Annotated in this window: 15 protein-coding genes; 7 read left to right on the top strand and 8 right to left on the bottom strand. The window is 57.9% G+C overall.

Going from position 1 to position 19,055, the window contains the following annotated elements; translation table 11 throughout:
- The first annotated feature begins 399 nt into the window (after positions 1-399).
- Together PPUTUW4_RS15265 and PPUTUW4_RS15270 are read left to right on the top strand one after the other, a co-directional pair.
- Positions 400-1,824 (top strand): sigma-54-dependent Fis family transcriptional regulator, encoded by a 1,425-nt coding sequence (locus PPUTUW4_RS15265; protein ID WP_015095484.1) that lies wholly within the window; start codon positions 400-402, stop codon positions 1,822-1,824.
- Positions 1,825-2,128: 304 nt separating this feature from the next.
- Positions 2,129-3,379, top strand: coding sequence for an OprD family porin (locus PPUTUW4_RS15270; RefSeq protein ID WP_015095485.1), 1,251 nt, complete (start codon positions 2,129-2,131; stop codon positions 3,377-3,379).
- Positions 3,380-3,524: 145 nt separating this feature from the next.
- Here the strand turns inward: PPUTUW4_RS15270 and PPUTUW4_RS15275 are convergent, their stop codons facing one another.
- The 6 genes from PPUTUW4_RS15275 to PPUTUW4_RS15300 form a co-directional block, all read right to left on the bottom strand.
- Positions 3,525-4,469 carry a DMT family transporter gene (locus PPUTUW4_RS15275; RefSeq protein WP_015095486.1) on the bottom strand — a complete coding sequence of 315 codons (945 nt, stop codon included), beginning with the start codon at positions 4,467-4,469 and terminating at the stop codon, positions 3,525-3,527.
- Between the two features lie 80 nt (positions 4,470-4,549).
- Entirely contained in the window at positions 4,550-5,281 is a 732-nt protein-coding gene (locus PPUTUW4_RS15280) for an AraC family transcriptional regulator (RefSeq protein ID WP_015095487.1), read from the bottom strand.
- Between the two features lie 216 nt (positions 5,282-5,497).
- Entirely contained in the window at positions 5,498-6,265 is a 768-nt protein-coding gene (locus PPUTUW4_RS15285; RefSeq protein ID WP_015095488.1) for an IclR family transcriptional regulator, read from the bottom strand.
- 120 nt (positions 6,266-6,385) lie between these two features.
- Positions 6,386-7,705 carry an MFS transporter gene (locus tag PPUTUW4_RS15290; protein ID WP_015095489.1) on the bottom strand — a complete coding sequence of 440 codons (1,320 nt, stop codon included), beginning with the start codon at positions 7,703-7,705 and terminating at the stop codon, positions 6,386-6,388.
- Between the two features lie 82 nt (positions 7,706-7,787).
- The gene (locus PPUTUW4_RS15295; RefSeq protein ID WP_015095490.1) at positions 7,788-8,987 is read right to left on the bottom strand and encodes a CaiB/BaiF CoA-transferase family protein; all 1,200 of its coding nucleotides are present in this window, start codon (positions 8,985-8,987) and stop codon (positions 7,788-7,790) included.
- Positions 8,984-9,925 carry a hydroxymethylglutaryl-CoA lyase gene (locus PPUTUW4_RS15300; protein ID WP_015095491.1) on the bottom strand — a complete coding sequence of 314 codons (942 nt, stop codon included), beginning with the start codon at positions 9,923-9,925 and terminating at the stop codon, positions 8,984-8,986. Before PPUTUW4_RS15300 ends, PPUTUW4_RS15295 begins: the two co-directional genes overlap by 4 nt.
- 331 nt (positions 9,926-10,256) lie before the next feature.
- Here PPUTUW4_RS15300 and PPUTUW4_RS15305 point away from each other — a divergent pair, with 331 nt between their 5' ends.
- Together PPUTUW4_RS15305 and PPUTUW4_RS15310 are read left to right on the top strand one after the other, a co-directional pair.
- The gene (locus PPUTUW4_RS15305) at positions 10,257-11,183 is read left to right on the top strand and encodes an SMP-30/gluconolactonase/LRE family protein (protein ID WP_015095492.1); all 927 of its coding nucleotides are present in this window, start codon (positions 10,257-10,259) and stop codon (positions 11,181-11,183) included.
- Between the two features lie 107 nt (positions 11,184-11,290).
- Positions 11,291-12,577 carry a citrate:proton symporter gene (locus tag PPUTUW4_RS15310; protein ID WP_015095493.1) on the top strand — a complete coding sequence of 429 codons (1,287 nt, stop codon included), beginning with the start codon at positions 11,291-11,293 and terminating at the stop codon, positions 12,575-12,577.
- A gap of 369 nt (positions 12,578-12,946) precedes the next feature.
- On the opposite strand, the gene PPUTUW4_RS15315 is transcribed toward PPUTUW4_RS15310, so the two are convergent.
- Positions 12,947-13,315 carry a DUF427 domain-containing protein gene (locus PPUTUW4_RS15315; RefSeq protein WP_015095494.1) on the bottom strand — a complete coding sequence of 123 codons (369 nt, stop codon included), beginning with the start codon at positions 13,313-13,315 and terminating at the stop codon, positions 12,947-12,949.
- Between the two features lie 257 nt (positions 13,316-13,572).
- Here PPUTUW4_RS15315 and PPUTUW4_RS15320 point away from each other — a divergent pair, with 257 nt between their 5' ends.
- The 3 genes from PPUTUW4_RS15320 to PPUTUW4_RS15330 all read left to right on the top strand — a co-directional run bounded on the left by PPUTUW4_RS15320 (position 13,573) and on the right by PPUTUW4_RS15330 (position 16,940).
- Complete coding sequence (locus PPUTUW4_RS15320; RefSeq protein ID WP_015095495.1) at positions 13,573-15,519, top strand: DNA topoisomerase III; 1,947 nt, start codon at positions 13,573-13,575, stop codon at positions 15,517-15,519.
- 64 nt (positions 15,520-15,583) lie between these two features.
- The gene (locus PPUTUW4_RS15325) at positions 15,584-16,087 is read left to right on the top strand and encodes a GNAT family N-acetyltransferase (RefSeq protein WP_015095496.1); all 504 of its coding nucleotides are present in this window, start codon (positions 15,584-15,586) and stop codon (positions 16,085-16,087) included.
- 523 nt (positions 16,088-16,610) lie between these two features.
- Complete coding sequence (locus PPUTUW4_RS15330) at positions 16,611-16,940, top strand: hypothetical protein (protein WP_033047536.1); 330 nt, start codon at positions 16,611-16,613, stop codon at positions 16,938-16,940.
- Positions 16,941-17,234: 294 nt separating this feature from the next.
- On the opposite strand, the gene PPUTUW4_RS15335 is transcribed toward PPUTUW4_RS15330, so the two are convergent.
- The gene (locus PPUTUW4_RS15335) at positions 17,235-18,737 is read right to left on the bottom strand and encodes an aldehyde dehydrogenase family protein (protein ID WP_015095497.1); all 1,503 of its coding nucleotides are present in this window, start codon (positions 18,735-18,737) and stop codon (positions 17,235-17,237) included.
- Between the last annotated feature and the right edge of the window lie 318 nt (positions 18,738-19,055).

A 19,055-nucleotide genomic window follows, 5' to 3' on the forward strand; every position in this document is an offset into this window, starting at 1 on the left:
AGTAACCTGATGCATAGACGGAGCATGCCGCCCTCTGCGTGCTCCGGTCCTGTGATTTGACGAGCGCTGACTGGTTTCGATTGACCCACACAGTCTGAGCGTTACAAAAACACCTCAACGTCAAAGAGATAGGGCTCGCAGCCAAAGTACGCTGTCGGGTGAGAGTCATTGAGGACTGAATCGTCCCGGATTTGGTAGCCCTCTCCATACCTGAAAATGAGGCCGAAAAGGATGGCCTCCATGCCAGGTGAACCGTCGTCTCAAACGCTTCTTCGTTTCCGGTACACAAATCGAGCCCCGCGTCGGCAAGGATGGCGGGCTGAAAAAACAAGAAAGCTCGCCGATAAAATGGCGCTGAGCTAAGGTGTGCAACTCGTTTATCTGACTGTCGAACTGCTCATGAGTAACCATCGCTCACTTTCCGACTATCACAGCGTCCGGCAACTGGCGATCCGCTCATTGTTTGAGATGTTCGAGCAATTCAGCGAGGGCACAGTGATCGTCGACCGCGAGGCACGCATCGTCTGGATCAACCAACGCTACGCCCGGCGCTTCGGCCTGGAGAGCGCCGAACAGGCTGTTGGACGGCCGGTGGAACAGGTGATACCCGGCAGCCTGATGCGCGAGGTAGTTAGCAGCGGCAGGCCCATGTTGCTGGACATCCTCGACATGGCCAAGGACCCGTTGGTGGTAATGCGGGTACCGATACACAACGATGTCGGCGAGCTCATCGGAGGCATCGGCTTCGCCCTGTTCGACGAACTCCGCACCCTCTCGCCACTGCTCACCCGCTACCAGCGCATGCAGGCCGAACTGGCCTCGACCCGCTCTCTGCTGCAGGTGCGCCAGGCCAAGTACAGCTTCGCTCATTTCATTGGCACCAGTCCTGCCAGCCTGGAGGTAAAACGCCGTGGGCGACGCGGAGCAGCCAGCGAGGCGCCTGTGCTGCTGCTCGGCGAGACCGGCACCGGCAAAGAGCTGCTTGCCCATGCCATCCACGCCGCCTCGCTGCGTGCGGATAAACCTTTCGTCAGTATCAACGCCGCAGCGATTCCCGAAACCCTACTGGAAGCCGAGTTCTTCGGCACCGCGCCGGGGGCCTTTACGGGCGCCGACCGCAAGGGTCGAGCCGGCAAACTGCAGATCGCCAAGGGCGGCACGCTGTTCCTCGACGAAATAGGTGATATGCCGCTGGCCCTACAGAGCAAGCTGTTGCGCGTGCTGCAAGAGAAGGAGTTCGAACCGGTGGGCTCCAACGAGGTAATACGCAGCGACATCCGCCTGATCGCCGCCACCTCTATCGATCTCAACGCGGCTATCCGCGAGGGTCGTTTCCGAGCCGATCTGTACTACCGCATCAACGTACTGCCCATCGAGATTCCACCGCTGCGCCAACGCCTGGAAGACCTGCCAGCACTGTGCGAAGCAATACTGGACGGCCTGCGCGACGACCATCAGACACTCTACGAAATGGATGTCAATTGCCTGGAACTGCTCACCCAGCATGCCTGGCCGGGCAATGTGCGCGAGTTGCGCAACCTGCTCGAGCGAACCGCCCTGCTGGGCGACCGTCCGCAGATCGATAAAGCCGCGCTGCACTCGGCACTCGGAGCGTTGCAACCACTGCCAGCGGTGCCGGGCACGCCCTCTATCAGCCTTGCAGCGGACCAGGACTTCTATGCCGCACGGGCAGCCTTCGAACGACAGCTGATCCAGAGCGTACTCACCGAACAGGCCGGCAATGTCGACGCGGCAGCGCAGCGCCTGGGGTTGGGTCGTTCGACACTGTACAAGAAGATGGCTACGCTCGGCCTTTCATCCTGAAACAGAGATAATTCTCAGAATAAAGACAAATCACTTCAACCAAGAATTACGGGCTTCGAACAGGTAAAAAACGATACCTTTCTTGATTTTGAGAATCCGCATCGTCGAATCTACCTGCCATTACAAAATAATTGTTATAAATCAACCAGTTATCGACCTGGCACGATCCTGGCTATGTTGCTGTCGCGGTTTATTCCCGCATAGCCGACATAACAACAATCAACGCTGCCCAAACGCGAATTCACTCCAGCGGACACCACGGCTAGTCCCACTTCGCATATGGCGCCGCGCCAGGAGATCACCAATGAGCCGTGCCGCTATTTTCGCCACACTGGGCTCCACACTCGTCCTCTCACCCCAAGCCTTTGCAGAGTTTCTTTCCGACAGCAAGGCCAGCGTCGAGTTTCGCAACTTCTATTTCAACCGCGACTTCCGCCAGGATAACGCCCCACAGTCCAAACAGGACGAATGGGCGCAGGGCTTCCTGCTGCGCTACGAATCTGGCTACACCGAAGGCACTATCGGTGTAGGCGTCGACGCCCTCGGCCTGCTCGGTGTAAAGCTCGATTCCAGTCCCGACCGCGCGGGCTCCGGGCTGCTGCCGCGTGACCGGGAGAAGGTCCATGGCGCACCGGACAGTTACAGCGAGTTGGGTCTGACAGCAAAGTTGCGCGCCTCAAAAAGCGTACTCAAGGTCGGCACTTTGCAGCCCAAGCTGCCCGCTGTTCTGGCCAACGATTCGCGTCTGTTGCCGCAGACCTTCGAAGGTGCACACTTAAACTCCAACGAGTTCGCCGGCCTGACTTTGGACGGCGGACGATTGCGCCAGGTGAGTCAACGAGACTCCTCCAATCGTGAGGACATGACCGTCACCACTGGCAACGCGCGCGGCATAGTCGCCAGCAATACCAGCGATCAGTTCGACTTCGCCGGCCTGAACTACAAGTGGACACCGCAGCTCAGCACCGGCTATAGCTACGCCAAGCTTGACGGACTCTACAGCCAGCACATTGCCAACCTGGTGCATGTGCTGCCGATCACCACCGGTCAATCACTCAAGACCGATCTGCGCTATGCCCGATCCGACGACGACGGCCACAGTAATGTCGACAATCGCGCACTCGGCGCCATGCTGACCTACACCTTCAGCGGCCACAGCCTTGGTGCCGGCTATCAATCGATGAGCGGCGACACCGGCTTCGCCTACATTGGCGGCACCGATGCCTTCCTGGTCAACTTCGTACAGATCGGCGACTTCGCCAACCGTGACGAAAAGTCCTGGCAGGCCCGCTACGACTACGACTTTGCTGCTCTCGGGCTCCCCGGTCTGACGTTCATGACGCGCTACCTGACCGGCGACAATATCGAGTTGGGCGCCGGCCGGCCTGAAGGCAGAGAGTGGGAACGCGACACCGACATCGGATACGTGGTACAGAGTGGTCCGTTGAAGAACGTCGGCCTGAAGTGGCGCAACGCGACTGTGCGCACCAGTCATTTCGGTAACGACCTGGACGAGAACCGCCTGATCCTCAGCTACGTGCTACCCCTCTGGTAATTCAACCACCACACCTCGCGCGGCTCTATGCCGCGCGATATCCGGGGACTGCTCATGGGCGATCAATGCCCTGCTCCGGACACCCACTTCTGAAGGCCGGTAAATCTTCCGGTGCATCGTTTACGCCGCCGAATACGGCAAAAAGCTAAACAACCAGAGAATGAAGGGGGGTACGATGACAATTCAGACACCAGACGACACCGGTCACCAGCAGTGCAATCGCCACCATTTCATATGACTCGGGCAACCGATATTCCCATAAAAATCCAAAAACGAGCGCCGCTAACGTCTCAATCACGAGCACTTGCCCACTAAGTGCCAACGGTAGAATTCGGCTCGCCTGGTTCCAGCACGCGCCACCCACAACCGAAGATAAAAGGGCTACGCCACCAGCCACCAGGAAAAAATGCAGCCATTCGGAGTTGCCATGCGTCCCGGGCTGCAAACCCAGGACAGGCACCGCCAAAAGCAGTGACTGAGCGCCAGTCATGATCCCTGTCAGCAGTGCCCAGTCATGCGAGGAAACGCCTGCTACCTGAACCAACCGACGAGCGTTGCTCACTGCGAACCAACTCCACGTCACTAATGCGCCCGTCGCGCATAAAATCCCGGCGATGTTTGTCAATGTATCGGGCCTGTCTCCATTGATCAGTGCATGCCAGCTGATAAGCACGACTCCACCCACAGCGCAGCACAGCGAGGGGACGAGCTTGCGCAAAGAAACGGCGTTGACGTCATGACGACCTGCCAACGTGACGAGCACCGGGATGAGTCCGACAATCAGGGACGTTGTGGCAATGCCAACCAACTGCACACCGGTGCCCACCAACGCGTAGTAGATGAGGTTCCCTATCAGGCTAAGCCAGAAGAGTGACTTCCAATCGGCCATAGTGAGATTGGCGCAAACGCGCCTCCAGCGCGGCATAAGCAAGACCGCCGAGATCGCGCCATAGCAGAGGAATCTCAGGACGGCGAATTGCAGGCCACTCAGCCCCGGGGTTAGCTGGGGGCCGAGGAAAATCACTCCCCAACACAGGCCCGCACAAACCCCGTAGACGATGCCCTTGAGCAGAGATCGATCAGCAAACATTTCACCCGCGCTCCAAAGCGTAATGGATTAAGTCTGGAGCAGCTGACTCGGGGGAGTATTGTCGGTAACTGTGAGATTTTTTACCCAGACTGTTTTTGCGCTTTACGATAAACCGCCGGGGTCGTAGCGCTCACACGTTGCATGGTCCTGGTCAGCGATGCCTGATCGGAGAAGCCTGCACGCAAGGCAATCTCGGATATCGGTAATGAGGTTCCACGCAACCATCGCTGCGCTTCTTGTATGCGTAAATCAGTCAGCCACGCTTGAGGACTCATCTCGAACAATTGCCGGAATCGCTGGTGCAGTTGACTCATGCTCATGTTTGTTACTTGAGCCATCACTTCGTTGCTCCAGTTAGCTCCAGGATTCGCCCGAAGACGGGCGATCAACTGCTCCATGGGGTCTGATAAACAGCAGGTATCCGGGCTAAGGGACGACAAAAGCAGAGGGCCCAACTGTGAGGCCGCGATGGATAGTTGCGTGTTGCCTATCAACTCAGCGAACTCGATAAGCCGACGTGTCGCTGGGGGAATAGGCACATATATTCTCTGAGCAAGACGCCCGATCTGGAGTGTTTCCAACGTCGTAGGCGCACAATCCAAAACCAAAAAGCGGCTATCAACGTTAGTGAGCTGCGAATGCACCGAGCCGGGTGTCACAAGCGCTGCCAATGACTGATCAATGCAGCCCCCGCGCCCGTCTACGTCAATTTCCATTCGGCCATGAATCGGCAGTACCAATTGAGTATGGTCATGATGGTGGTGGTTAGGGTTTTCCCTCTCGTAGCTGCGAACTTCAAGACTTAGAAACATTAGTGCACCATCCGGCCCGTCTGGTGATTCGATATTTGACGTCGCAAAACGCCCGCGCGCACCTGCATCAGGTCAGGCTTGGGCCCCCAGATCCTAACACCTGCTCACCAGACCGTTAATCGCACAAGCTGTGTTGGCCATACGCTTACATTTAGTGTGCGGCATCGACCGGTTGAATCCACAGGTGTGAAGCGGTCATTGAGTAATGGAGGATACTTACGGGTTCAGTTTTTTCAGCGCATTTCGCAATTCTGTATCACTGCCGCCTAACGCGCTTGTTGCAATAGCAGCATTGCGTAAAAGGATCGACGCGGCATGCTGGATATGCTCTTGCAAGAGACGGTCTGAGGGACCCGACAGCGTCAGCGCCCCCTTGAGCTCATAGCCCATGGAGAATACCGGTACTGATACAGCGGTCGTTTCCGGATCCCTTTCACCAAAAGAACAGGCCCAAAAGCGCTCACGCACCTCCGCCAAAAGGGGATCTGACTGTCGAGAAAAAGCACGAAGAATCTTCCCTGATGCACCTGCTTGCAATGGAAAGCGCGCGCCTTCGAGTACGGAAACACGCACCGCTCGCTTAGGCTCAACCCGAAACAACACGACTCTGCTACCGTTTTCGAGCACATAGAAAGAGGACGTTTCACCGCTCTCCTCGGTAATGGACTCCAGTAATGGATAAATGACATCGCGCAGACGGAAGGATGCCTGGTACAGCTGTGACAGACGAAGAGGCTCGGGTCCGACGGAGTAACTGCCATCGCTCAAGCGCCGTACAAATCCGGCCTTCTCCAACGAAGTAATCAATCGCAGGATCGTACTTTTATATAGCCCGGTACGCCTCGCGAGCTCGGCCAACGTCAGGCTTTCTTGCTCGGCTTGAAAGGCCGAGAGAATCGAAAAAGCGCGATCGACAGCCGCGACGCCGCCTCCTTCCGCACTGTTGGACTGATTAGAAAGGCTTGTGTCGGATTCGGTGTTCATAGCCACTCAACGTGAGGTCTGAGCTCGCAGGCGATCCAGCAGCACTGGAGCCGCTGGATCACCCACAAGAAAATTTTAGTGGGCCTAAGATACCTTCTGAACAGCCATGGAGCCAGCGTGTCACTCCTCTCGCAGGAACAGGCGTAACGACACAACCATCGCGGCGGCCAAAAACATGATGCATCCCATCACCATTAGCCCCGCGGTGAATGAACCGGTGTAATCCTTGAGAAACCCCATCAGATAGGGCCCCACGAAACCACCGAATGCACCAATCGAGTTGATCAACGCGATACCACCCGCCGCTGCCTGGCCGCGAAGGAACTTGCCTGGCAACGTGTAAAAGATGGTCTTGCCGGCGATCGTACCGACCAACGCCAGAGAGATACCGGCCAGTGCTGGAACCAGTGCATTCATCTGCAGCGCAAATAGTAGCGCCAGGCCTGCAAGGAGCATCGCAAGCGTGAGGTTGAAAATGCCCTTACCGGTGCGATCGACATGTTTTGCCCAGATCAAAAGGCCAATGGTTGCGAAAAAGTAGGGAATCGCTGCTACCCAACCAATCATGCTGACTTCGACGCCATGCGCCTTGAGCATCTGCGGCAGCCAGATGCCGATCCCGTAGGAACCCAACGTGAAGCTGAACGTGATAGAGCTGAGAATCCAGACGCGAGGATCCTTCAGCGCTGCCTTGAAACCGTGGCTGTGATGGCCCTTGCTCTGTTCTTCAGCCAGCATGCCCGCGATCAGCTCACGCTCGCCGGGTGTCAGCCATTTGGCTTCTGCCGGGTGGTTGGTCAGCACCTTCAGCGTGATCAGCCCCAGAATACAGGCCGGCATCCCTTCGATGATGAACATCCATTGCCAACCTGCGAGGCCAAGGAAGCCATGCATTTGCAAGAGCCAAATGGACAGTGGCCCGCCTACCAGGAATGAAATCGGTGTGGCCACCGTGAACCACGCAAGCACCCTGGTGCGGTACTGCGCCGGAAACCACAGCGTCAGAAAGAAGATAACGCCAGGAAAGAAACCCGCCTCGGCGATACCCAGGATCAGCCTCACCACATAGAAACTGTAAGGCCCGACGACCAATGCAGTTGCGGCAGCGGCCAAGCCCCATGTGATCATGATCCGGGCCATCCACAGCCTGGCGCCAAATCGATACATCGCCAGGTTGCTGGGCACCTCGCACAAGCAGTAGCCAAAAAACATGATCCCTGCACCAAGGCCGAATTGAGTGGCCGTCAGCCCCAACTCTTCGGTCATCTGCAACGCCGCATAACCGACGCTGGTGCGATCCAGATAATTGAAAAAGTAGGCGAGTGCAAGTAACGGAATCAGACGCCAGGCGGCCTTGTGAAGGACGCGGGTTTGTTCCGCATCAAGCGGCTGCGCCGTTAAGCCGTTAGGCCGCTGGGTAGATGTCGTGACAATAGCCATGACGGGGTTCCTCAACTTTATTTTTATATGGCGGACGGCGAGAAAACCATCAGCGAATTTGCTACACAGTCGATCAGGAGAATCAGCGGACGATGCCGCATCCGCGCAGGGCTTCAATGTCCCCTGCCGCATAACCCATCTCTTGGAGTAGCGCCTCGGAATGGCTGCCTAACCGAGGCACATTCAGGCGAGCATCCAGGCGCTGACCATTCATCTCGAACGGCAACATGGGCACCTTTACTTCGTCACCGTTTTCCAGGGCGAGATGTGCCAGGCCTCCAGACACGTTCAGGTGCGGATCCTCGAATAGATCCTGCGGGCGCTGGATAGGCGAAAACGGCAAGCCTGCCTGCTCGCACAGCGCCATGACCTCTTGCTTGCCAAGGGTTGCGAGCCGCTCCTTGACCAAAGGCAATATCTTCGAGCGAGCCTGAACGCGCTGTGTGTTCCTGGCGAGATCAGGGTCACGACCCAACTGTTCAAAGCCAAAAGCCTGACAGAAACTGGCCCATTGACTGTCGCTCACCACGCCCATGAAGACCTGATCATCATCAAGGGTGCTGAAAACGTCATAGATAGCCCACGCTGAAAGGCGGCTGGGCATCGGGGCTGCCGGCTTACCGGTGGTCGCCATTTGCATCATGTGCTGACCGACCAGAAATGCCGAGTTTTCAAAAAGTCCGGTCTGAACAAACTGCCCCTCACCGGTCGCCTTGCGCTGCCAAAGTGCTGCAAGGATCGAGATGGCGCTGAACATGCCGCCCATCACATCGTTGACCGAAGCGCCGGCGCGTAGCGGACGACCTTCAGGGCCGGTCATGTAAGCGAGCCCCGTCATCATCTGCACGACTTCATCCAGTGCCGTGCGGTGTTCGTATGGACCAGGCAAAAAGCCTTTCATTGAGCTGTAGATAATGTCGGGTTTGATAGCCTTTACGTCGTCATAACCCAGCCCGAGTTTTTCCATCGCTCCTGGGCGAAAGTTTTCTGTGACTACGTCCGCGCTTTCAATCAGCTTGCGGACCGCGGCCATGCCTTCCTTTGTTTTGATATCGACTGCAAAACTCTTCTTGTTCCGGTTGTAGGTCATCCAGTAACCCGCACCAGAACCCGTCAAGCGCCGGGTGTTATCGCCCTCAGGGGTGGGCTCGACCTTGATGACCTCGGCGCCGAGATCGGCAAGAACCAAACCGCAGGCGGGGCCCATCACCATGTGCACAAACTCGACAACCCGGATACCCGCCAACGGCAAGGTCTGGATGTTCTGATTTTGCCTGCTCATCGCGCGCCCCCGGCATAGTGAAAGTTTTTACCGACACCCGCGTCGGGAATGAAGCCGTAGAGCGGCTCTCCTGGCAGGCCCTGTTTTAGCCACTCACGAGCGGCGACGAGTTTGTCGATATCGACACCGGTGCGCAGCCCCATGGATTCGAGCAAATAGACCAGATCTTCAGTCACGATGTTGCCCGAAGCACCTGGTGCGTAGGGACAGCCACCGAGGCCGCCTTGCGAAGCATCAATGGTGGTGACACCTGCTTCCAGCGCGGCCACCACGTTGGCCAACCCTTGGCCACGAGTGTTGTGAAAATGTGCGCTACCCGCTTTTGCACCTATCTCACCGCGTAGCCGGTTGAACAGACGGCGAACTTGAGCGGGGTTCGCGTAGCCGACGGTATCGGCCAGCCCGACCTCATCAACGCCCAATTCGACCATGCGCAAGGCCATGCCAATCACGTCCTGCTCGCGGACTTCGCCCTGGATCGTGCAACCAAATACCGTCGACAAACCGGACTCGATTTCTACATGAGGAAAGCGCTCGTTTCGAAGACTGACAATGGAGCGCACCTCTTCGTAAACCTGCTCATGCGTCTTTCGAATGTTGGCCAGTGAGTGAGGCTCGCTGACGGAAATGGGCAGCGTGATTTTTTGCACGCCGGAATTGAAGGCGGCCTCTGCCCCCTTGAGGTTGGGCACCAGGGCGGTGACGAACACATCAGGTCTTTTACGCAGGTGACCCACCAACTCGGCTGCGTCCGCCATTTGCGGTAACAGCCTGGGCGAAACAAATGAGCCCACCTCGATTTCTCCGAGTCCGGAATCCGCCAATGCTGTCAGCCACTTGAGCTTCAACTCGGTCGGCATCGTCGCGTTGACACTTTGCAGGCCATCACGCGGGCCTACCTCGCTGATCAGGATGTCTACGTTCTTCTTGTCACTCATCGCCGGTACTCTGCGTATTGATTTGTGCATATTCTGCCGTGCAGAACGATGTTCTGATTTAAATAATGAGCGCATCAATTTCACGTGTCAACATCCCTCCTTCCGAATCAGAAAAAACGGCCTGTCTTCCTTAAAGCATCCAGTTCAAGCGCAGTGCTGATAGCGCCTTCCGGCGAAAAAGCGGTTGACAGGAATGAAAATTACATCGAAATTTATTCTACTAGAAACAACAACGTTCTTTCTGGCAGAACAATAACAATGCAGCGAAAAGGCCGAATCACCTTCAACCGGGTGACTGCTCTCTCCGCCGCCTTATGTAGGAGTTGCTCCTGTGAGCCTGTATGCCCCGCCGCGCGATTTATCGACCCGAGTGTTTACGACGTTGCCGGAAACCTTTTGGAAGGACGGTGACTCGGATTGGGTGCGCGCCAACAAACCCGGGCAGAAGGTCAAAAGCTTTCTGGAAGGGCCATCCTTCGACGTACAGGGAAATCTCTACGTAACGGACATCCCCTACGGGCGTATTTTTCGAATAGACCCACAGGGCAAATGGACCCTTGTCACTGAATATGACGGCTGGCCCAACGGACTCAAGATCCACCGCGATGGCCGGATTTTCATCGCCGACTACAAGCAGGGAATACTGGTTCTCGACCCTGAAACCGGCTCGATCGCGCCGTTTCTTACCCACAGCCGTAGCGAAGGATTCAAGGGTGTAAACGACTTGTTCTTTGATAGAAACGGCAAGCTCTACTTCACCGATCAAGGTCAGACCGGCCAGCAGGATCCCACTGGCAGGGTGTACGCCTACGACATGGATAAGGAAATTCTGACTCGACTGATCGACAACGGCCCAAGTCCGAACGGACTGGTCATGGATCTCCAGCAGAGTGCTCTGTTCGTCGCGATGACGCGCGCAAATGCCATCTGGCGCCTGCCGATTCAGAAGGATGGAGGCACCAGCAAAGTGGGGATCTTCACCGCAATGGCCGGGGGTGTCAGTGGTGCCGATGGCATGGCATTGGACTGCGCCGGCAATCTTTACGTGTGCGATGCCGGGAACGCCTGTGTCTGGGTATTCGATCCCCACGCCGTGCCGCTGTATCGCATACGTTCCTGTACCGATGGACGCACCCTGACCAACCTGGCGTTTGGTGGCGAGGGCAACAAGCAATTGTTCATCACTGACTCGTCCACCAGCACCGTATTGGTTGCCGATCTCGAACACGCCGGTCTGCCGATGTTTTCCCACACCTAATTCGATGAAGCGCTGAAGCCTGTGTGCATCGCGCACGGGGTTCGTTCGGCCTGAAAAAAGCGCGCCCTCACTGCCCGTACCCTACAACACCAATAAAAGGGATACCCATGTTGATCTTCTTGAGCTACGCCATGATCGCTTGTTTCATGTATTTGATCATGAGCAAGCGCCTGTCACCGCTGGTCGCGCTACTGCTCGTCCCTGTTGTATTCGGATGCCTGGGCGGCTTTACGACTCAGCTCGGCGCCATGATGTACGACGGCGTGAAAATGCTGGCGCCCACCGGCATCATGCTGACCTTCGCGATTCTGTATTTCTGCCTGATGACTGACGCTGGACTGTTCAACCCGCTGATCAAAGTACTGTTGCGCCTGGTAAAAGGCGACCCTCGCAAGATCGTCGTGGGCACTGCAGTTTTGGGGTTGTGTGTCGGCCTCGATGGCGACGGCGCGACCACTTACATTATTGCCACCGCTGCCTTCTTGCCGCTGTACCGACTGACCGGCATCCGCTTACAGGTGATGGCAACCGTTTTACTGATGTCCATTGGTGTGATGAACATCCTGCCATGGGCCGGACCGTTTTCTCGCGCAGCCAGCGCCATGCATGTCGATATCACTGAGCTGTTTCTGGAGATGGTACCGATCATGATCGCCGGCGCGGCCTGGGTTGTCCTCGCCGCCTGGTGGCTGGGGCGCATGGAATATCGCCGACTGGGTGTGGTAACAGTCAGTGAAGACGACGTGCTTGAGGGGTACGCACATATTCGCCTCAAGGACCCAAAGTTCCTGTTTAACGTCGTGCTGACGCTAACGCTGATCACCGGCATGATGCTCAGCCTGATGCCCCTGCCGATCCTGTTCATGCTTGCTTTTGGCCTGGCTTGCCTGGTCAATTACCCAAGCCTGAAACAGCAGAAAGAGGTCATCGCTCGTCATGCTGACAACGTCATGGCGGTCACCCTGCTGATCTTCGCCGCAGGCATATTCGTCGGCATCATGACTGGCACCGGGATGATCAAGGCGATCTCGGATAACATCATCACGATCCTGCCGGAACAGGCTGGCCATTACATGTCGTTGGTCACCGCCCTGCTGAGCATGCCGTTCACTTATGTACTGACAAACGATGCATTTTACTTTGGAGTGCTACCCATTCTCGCCGAAACGGCGGCTCACTATGGAATCAGCCCGAACGAAATGGCGATTGCTTCGCTCATCGGCCAACCCATTCACCTCCTCAGCCCCCTGGTTGCATCGACCTATTTGTTGTGTGGCCTGCTTGATATCGATTACGGCGATAACCAGCGAGTCTCCCTGAAATGGACACTCGGCACAGTTCTGGTGATGCTGTTGGCCGCCATCGCGATTGGCGCGATAACCGTTGTCAACTGAGACTGGAAGCCCGCATCGAACATGGCTGGGACATCGGTAATGCCACGCACCAGCAACGTTCGCCTCCCCTCGTTTCACTCGCTGGCCGAGGGGAATCTTCATGCAGCCCACCGGCGACTACCTGAACATTCTGAAGATCAAGCCTGCGATGTGCACAACACGGGCAAGCGTGGACTACTTCGCTGACAGCGTGGATCGGATTCTATCGGAAGGTTTGTAACGACCATGGACCTTACAAGCCAACGGTCATCGGCTTGCAACACAACGCAGTGCTGTAACCGTATAGCCAGAGCGCATTGCCTGGATCGTAGAGACGCGTAACGTAGGTCTCGACAAAAACTGATCCGCCCGGCTGGCTGACGGCGCCCATCAAACCTCCACATCCAACAACTCGAACTTCACCTGATCCGGGTAGAACGCCACGTATTCGCGTATCTGCTGCACCGATATCTTGGGGTTCTCATAACTCCACACCGCATTGGCACTCTCATGCCCCGGCACCTGCAAACTGAAATAACTCGCATCGCCCTTGTACGGGCAATAGCTGGTGTGGTCGGTGCGGGCAAAATATTTCTCGTCGATATCCTCCCGCGGCACGTAGTACACCGGTGGGTAGTTGGCCTCCAGCAACACCAGGGCCCGCGCCGAGGCGGCTACTTGAATACCGTGAAACCTCACCAGCAGACAGCCAGGCTGCTCGGCGATGGTGATGACAGGACTAGGACCGGAGCTTTTCATGGAATACGTTCCTCATGACGGTGATGGACCTGCAAATCGATGATGTGGGAGCGTGGCTTGCCCGCGATGGGCTGCGCAGCAGCCCCAAACCTGAAACCACGATTTATCAGGTATAACCCAAGTTTCCCCCTCCCGGCGGCTTCACAGCCGAACGGGAGCGACACACCAGGCTGTACATCCATACAGATAAAGATTGCTCCATCGTCCATCAAGCGCCATTCTGTGCACCCCTGACACATAGATCGACGATGGTGGTTATGCGGCTGTACCTCTGTGAAAAACCTTCCCAGGCCAAAGACATTGCGGCAGTCCTCGGCGCCCGGCGCCGAGGCGATGGCTGTTGGCTGGGAACGGATGTCACGGTGACCTGGTGCATCGGCCACCTGCTGGAAACCGCGCCGCCGGATGCCTACGACGCGCGCTACAAGCGCTGGGTGCTGGCCGACCTGCCGATCATTCCCGAAAAGTGGAAAATGACCGTCAAGCCGCGCACCGCCAGCCAGTACAAGGCGGTCAAGCGCCTGCTCGGTGAAGCGGCCGAACTGGTCATTGCCACGGACGCCGACCGTGAGGGCGAGATGATCGCCCGGGAACTGGTGGAGCATTGCCGCTATCGCGGGCCGATCCGCCGCCTCTGGTTGTCGGCCCTGGATGATGCGTCCATCCGCAAGGCTCTCGCGGCACTCAAACCGGGCAACGAGACGTTCAGCCTCTATCACTCGGCCCTGGGGCGTTCCCGGGCCGACTGGCTGATCGGCATGAACATGAGCCGGCTGTTCACCTTGCTGGGGCGCCAGTCCGGCTATCAAGGCGTGCTGCCGGTGGGCCGGGTGCAAACGCCGACCTTGCGCCTGGTAGTGGATCGCGATCGCAGCATTGCCGACTTTGTGCCCGTCCCCTATTGGGCCATCGATGTGCAACTGCTGCACAACGGCACCGCATTCACGGCGCAATGGCGCGCGGCATCCGAGGTTTGCGACGATCAGGACCGTTGCCTGAATCAGGCGCTGGCCCAACAAGCAGCAGACGCCATGCGCGGCGCGGCCAGTGCGCGGGTGATCAAATTGCGCACCGAACGGATGCGCGAAGTGGCCCCGCTGCCGTTCGACCTGGGCACCCTGCAGGAGGTCTGCTCAAAGAAACTCGGCCTCGGCGCCCAGGAAACCCTCGACATTGCCCAGGCGCTTTACGAAACCTACAAGGTCATCACCTATCCGCGCAGCGATTGCGGCTACTTGCCCCTCAGCCAGCACAACGAGGCACCGGCCATTCTGGCGGCGCTGCGCCAGGCCGACCCGGCGTTGAACACCTTGCACGATCACCTTGATCCGCAACGGCGCTCACGGGCCTGGAACGATGCCAAGGTCAGCGCTCACCACGGCATCATCCCCACCGCGGCGGCGAAGAACCTCGACAAGCTGGCGGGCAAGCAGCGCGCGGTCTACACACTGATCCGCGCGCGGTATCTGGCGCAGTTCCTGCCCAATCACGAATACGACCGCACCCAGGCCGACTTCGATTGCGCAGGCCAAGCCTTGCGCGCTGTCGGCAAGCAGATCATCGAGCAGGGCTGGAAACGCGCCCTGCCCGAGGCACTGGCTGCGACCAAGGGACGCGAAGCTCCAGCGCCACAGACACTGCCCAACCTGGCCGAAGGCATCGATTGCGCAGTGGCCGGCGTGCAACTCAAGGACCTCTGGACGCAACCGCCAAAGCCGTTCACCGAAGGCGATCTGATCAAGGCCATGAAGAACGTCGCCAAACTGGTGGAAGACCCGCTGCTCAAGCAAAAGCTCAAGGACACCACCGGCATCGGCACCGAAGCGACCCGTGCGTCGATCATCCAGGGCCTGCTCGACCGTGGCTATCTGGTCAAGAACGGCAAGGCCCTGGCCGCCACGCCGGCTGCGTTCAGCCTGATCGACGCCGTGCCGCGGGCCATTGCCGACCCGGGCACCACGGCGATCTGGGAACAGGCCCTGGACATGGTGCAAAGCGGTGAAATGAGTCTTGAAGAGTTCGTCACCAAACAGGCGGCGTGGATGAGCAAGCAGGTCAGCCGTTGCGCCGGACTGAGCCTGACCATCAGCGGTCCGCCGCCTAACGGATCTGCCGCAGCCCCCTGGAAGAAAAAACGCAAGAGCGCCCCGCGCAAACCAGCGAGCGGCACCAAGCGCAGGGCAAAACCGGCAAGCAAGACTTAACCTTCGCCACAGGATACTCATCGCACGATCTATCCTTGTCTGACCGAGACAGGAGCCACCCCGTATGTCTTCGATAGCACTGCACGCCGCCCAACGCGACGAACTGGAAACCATCGAAAACCTGATGCAGTTCTACACCTACGACTTCAGCGAATGGTTGCCGCTAAAGCTGGGTGAATCCGGATTCTTCAACATCCTGCCCATGCCGGAGTACTGGCGACACCCGGCCACCCGCCCTTTCCTGATCAAGGTCGACGGAGAACTGGCCGGTTTCGTGACCGTGGATAACCGGACTCATCTCGCCGGTGCCGACTACAACATCGGCTATCTGTTTGTCAGTCGACGCTTTCGTGGCCGGGGTGTCGCGCGATTTGTCGTTTCCACCCTCTTGAGTCAATTCCCCGGTCAATGGCAGATTTTCCATCTCGAGGCGAATCAGCCGGCACGCCTGTTCTGGGCCACCGTGATGCCGGGGCTCGGCGTTGGCGGGCTCACCTTGCATCAGCAGCAGGTAGACGGTCATCCCTGCACTTTTTACCGCTTTGAGTGTCCGCCTTTGTCGTCCTGACCGACACACCCTCGCCTCCCACCGCTAATTCCGAACAGCTTTGTCCGACAATATGTAGTGACTGAAAATAATCACTACAAAACCGTTGACGCCTCCGTTTTGCCCTTGCATGATGCAGACGTCTCCCCGATCGGGAGTACAGGCAACACGTTTGAGCAAGCTCGTCTGACCGCCGAGCTGTTTTTCCCGGATACACGCTGCCCACAAGGCAGATTGAAGAAGCTGACCTGGCCTGAACGTCCAGTACAAGGGCGAGAAGTCTTGGCGAGCAATCCTCATGATGCTTGTGGCCGACCCTGAAAATGTCGGCAGTGGCCTTAAGGTTTTCGCCGCTTCTCTTCGTTGTGACGCTATTGCGTAGCAGTTATTCAACACGACTACATGCAACAGACGCAGGACCCCGCCCGATAAGGCGGTCGAACGCTGACGTCCTGGTTTCGGTGCCAGGGATCAACTAACCGATGGGCTACCTGTATTAGCGAATCAACTTTGAAAGATCACCAATTGGTCAAGGGGCTTTATGATGAATCTGAACAATCAACCAACTATCGATGAACTGGCTCGTATGTTCGCTGCAAAGAAAGACAGCCACGACAGCCATATTCTCTGGATCAGCAAGTGTGGCCAGGTTCATATCGACCCCCTGTCGCCGCACGCTCATGAAGCAGAGTTCGACCAGAACAACCAGAACCTGCTTGCCCGACTGAAGATGTACCGTCGCGGCCAGGGCTATGTCGGCAAGAAGGCCGCGGCCGACAAGGACTTCATCGGTAATGTTCTGCAAACCCTGAAACAGGCCTGGGCCTCGATGCAGAATCAGAACGAAGTTCGGGTAATTGACCGGTTCTACTAATTGAATGAGTCGTCACTGACTTATTGAAAAACAAGGCCTGCTCCCAATAAGGAGCAGGCTTTTTTATGCCTGAACGAAGATCAACTGTGGGAGCGGGCTTGCTCGCGAAGGCGGTGTGTCAGATAACACTATGTCAACTGATACACCGCATTCGCGAGCAAGCCCGCTCCCACAAGGGTATGTGGTGCTTAAGAAACATTCGCCCCCAACACCAGATCCACAAACGCCACCGACGCCGCACTGCCGATATTTCAAAAAAGTGACCGCCCTTGCAGCGGTCACTGTTTCCCCGTCTCAGCGTTTGACGCCCAGATCGGTCTGGGTCATGCGGCTACGGATGGTGAACACGCCGTCACCCGAGAGAATCGCACTGCGCGCAAACAGGCGCCCGCTCTCCCAGTTCGAAAGACCCAGTTCCGGCTTGTTCAACGCGTACTGGCCGTCGACCCAACGGGTGATGCCATTGCCGACAAAAGGCGCGTTGACCGCGTTGTAGAAACGCTCCTGAGTCTCGGCGCTTTCACTGATCAAGGACACGGTGAACTGCGGGCTGTAGCGGTTGAACAAGGCAATGGCAGTGTCCAGGTCGTCGACGATTTTCAGGCTGACTTCCGGGGTTTCTTCCCACTCCCATTCGCGACCCAATTGATCTTCCGGCAACGGCTCGGCCTGGGCTTCGGTCTGATAGCCTTCGGCGCGGTACACCTCGACCGTTGCGCTCAGCCAGTCTTGCGCCAGGTGCGACTCGCTGCCTTCGACGATGTGCAGCTTGCAGCCCTGCCCCCGCGCAGTGCCGGCCTGCTTGAGTGCGTCGAGAAACAGCGGCACCAATTCAGCGGCGCGGTCGCGGTGAATCAGGCAGACGTTCAGGGTGTTGCAGACTTTGCGGTCCAGGGAGTTGCGCACCACGGCGGCAAAACGCTGGGCGTCGGCATCGGCGTTGGCGATCAGCCAGGCGCCACCGGTACCGTGCAGGCTGACCGCCGTGCCGGCCTGCTGCGCGATACTGCCCAACTGGCTGACGGCGCGACCCGAACCGCGGGCCACCGCCAGTGACAGGCGGCGGTCAGCGAACATCGCCCAACCGGCGGCGTGGTTGACGCTTTCCACCAGCGACACCGCACCGGCCGGTAAGCCGGCGTCGCTCAGTGCAGGGTTCAGTGCATGGGTAACGATCGCCTGGGCGGTGCCCAACGCATCACTGCCGATGCGCAGCACGGCGGTGTTGCCGGTGCGCAACACACCGGCCGCATCGGCAAACACATTCGGCCGGCCTTCGAAGACGAACGCGACAATGCCCAACGGCGAGACCACTTGCTCGACTTTCCAGCCATCGTGTTCGACGCAGCTGATCACCTTGCCCCGACTGGCCGCCGCATCACGCCACGCGCGCAGGCCGGCGATCATGTCGCGACGCATGCGCTCATCGGCGAGCAACCGGGTGGTCGAGCGGCCGCGCGCCTTGGCCCGCTCAATGTCGGCCAGGTTGGCGGCCTCGATCAAGGTCCAGCATTGCGGGGTTTCCAGGCGTTGGGCAAACAGGTCGAAGAAGGCGCTGATCGCTTGATCAGACACCGCCGACAGCGCGGTAAACGCCGCTTGGGCGCGCTCGATCGCGACGTTGGCCGCTTGCTGGTCCGCCACGGGGATCAACAACAACTCGCCGCTGACCTGCTCCACCAGCAGGTGATCACCGGGCTGGAAGCGTTGCGCCAGTTCGGGGCTGACGACGGTGACACGATTACCGGCGAAAGGGATGGGCGTACCAGCGACTAGACGTTCGAGCGCGAGAGACATGAAGCGGTTTCACCATGCAGTGGGCGGCCGGAAAATGTATAGCAATTTCCCCGGAGCGTCACGCTTCGCACCGGTGATCCCCTGTGGGAGCGAGCTTGCTCGCGAAAGCGGTGTGTCAGGCCACATCAGTCTGGCTGACATACCGCTTTCGCGAGCAAGCCCGCTCCCACACTGGTTGTTCACTGGATGAAAAAATCTCATGGTTACGTATCTCAATGTATACAGCCCCGCCCCTGACACACCCCGCACGCAAAACCCCACCCCAACGACACACCGCAGACACACCCCGTTGATGAAATACGCCGGTCGATTGGCCTG

Source organism: Pseudomonas sp. UW4 (assembly GCF_000316175.1).
Taxonomy (GTDB): domain Bacteria; phylum Pseudomonadota; class Gammaproteobacteria; order Pseudomonadales; family Pseudomonadaceae; genus Aquipseudomonas; species Aquipseudomonas laurylsulfatiphila.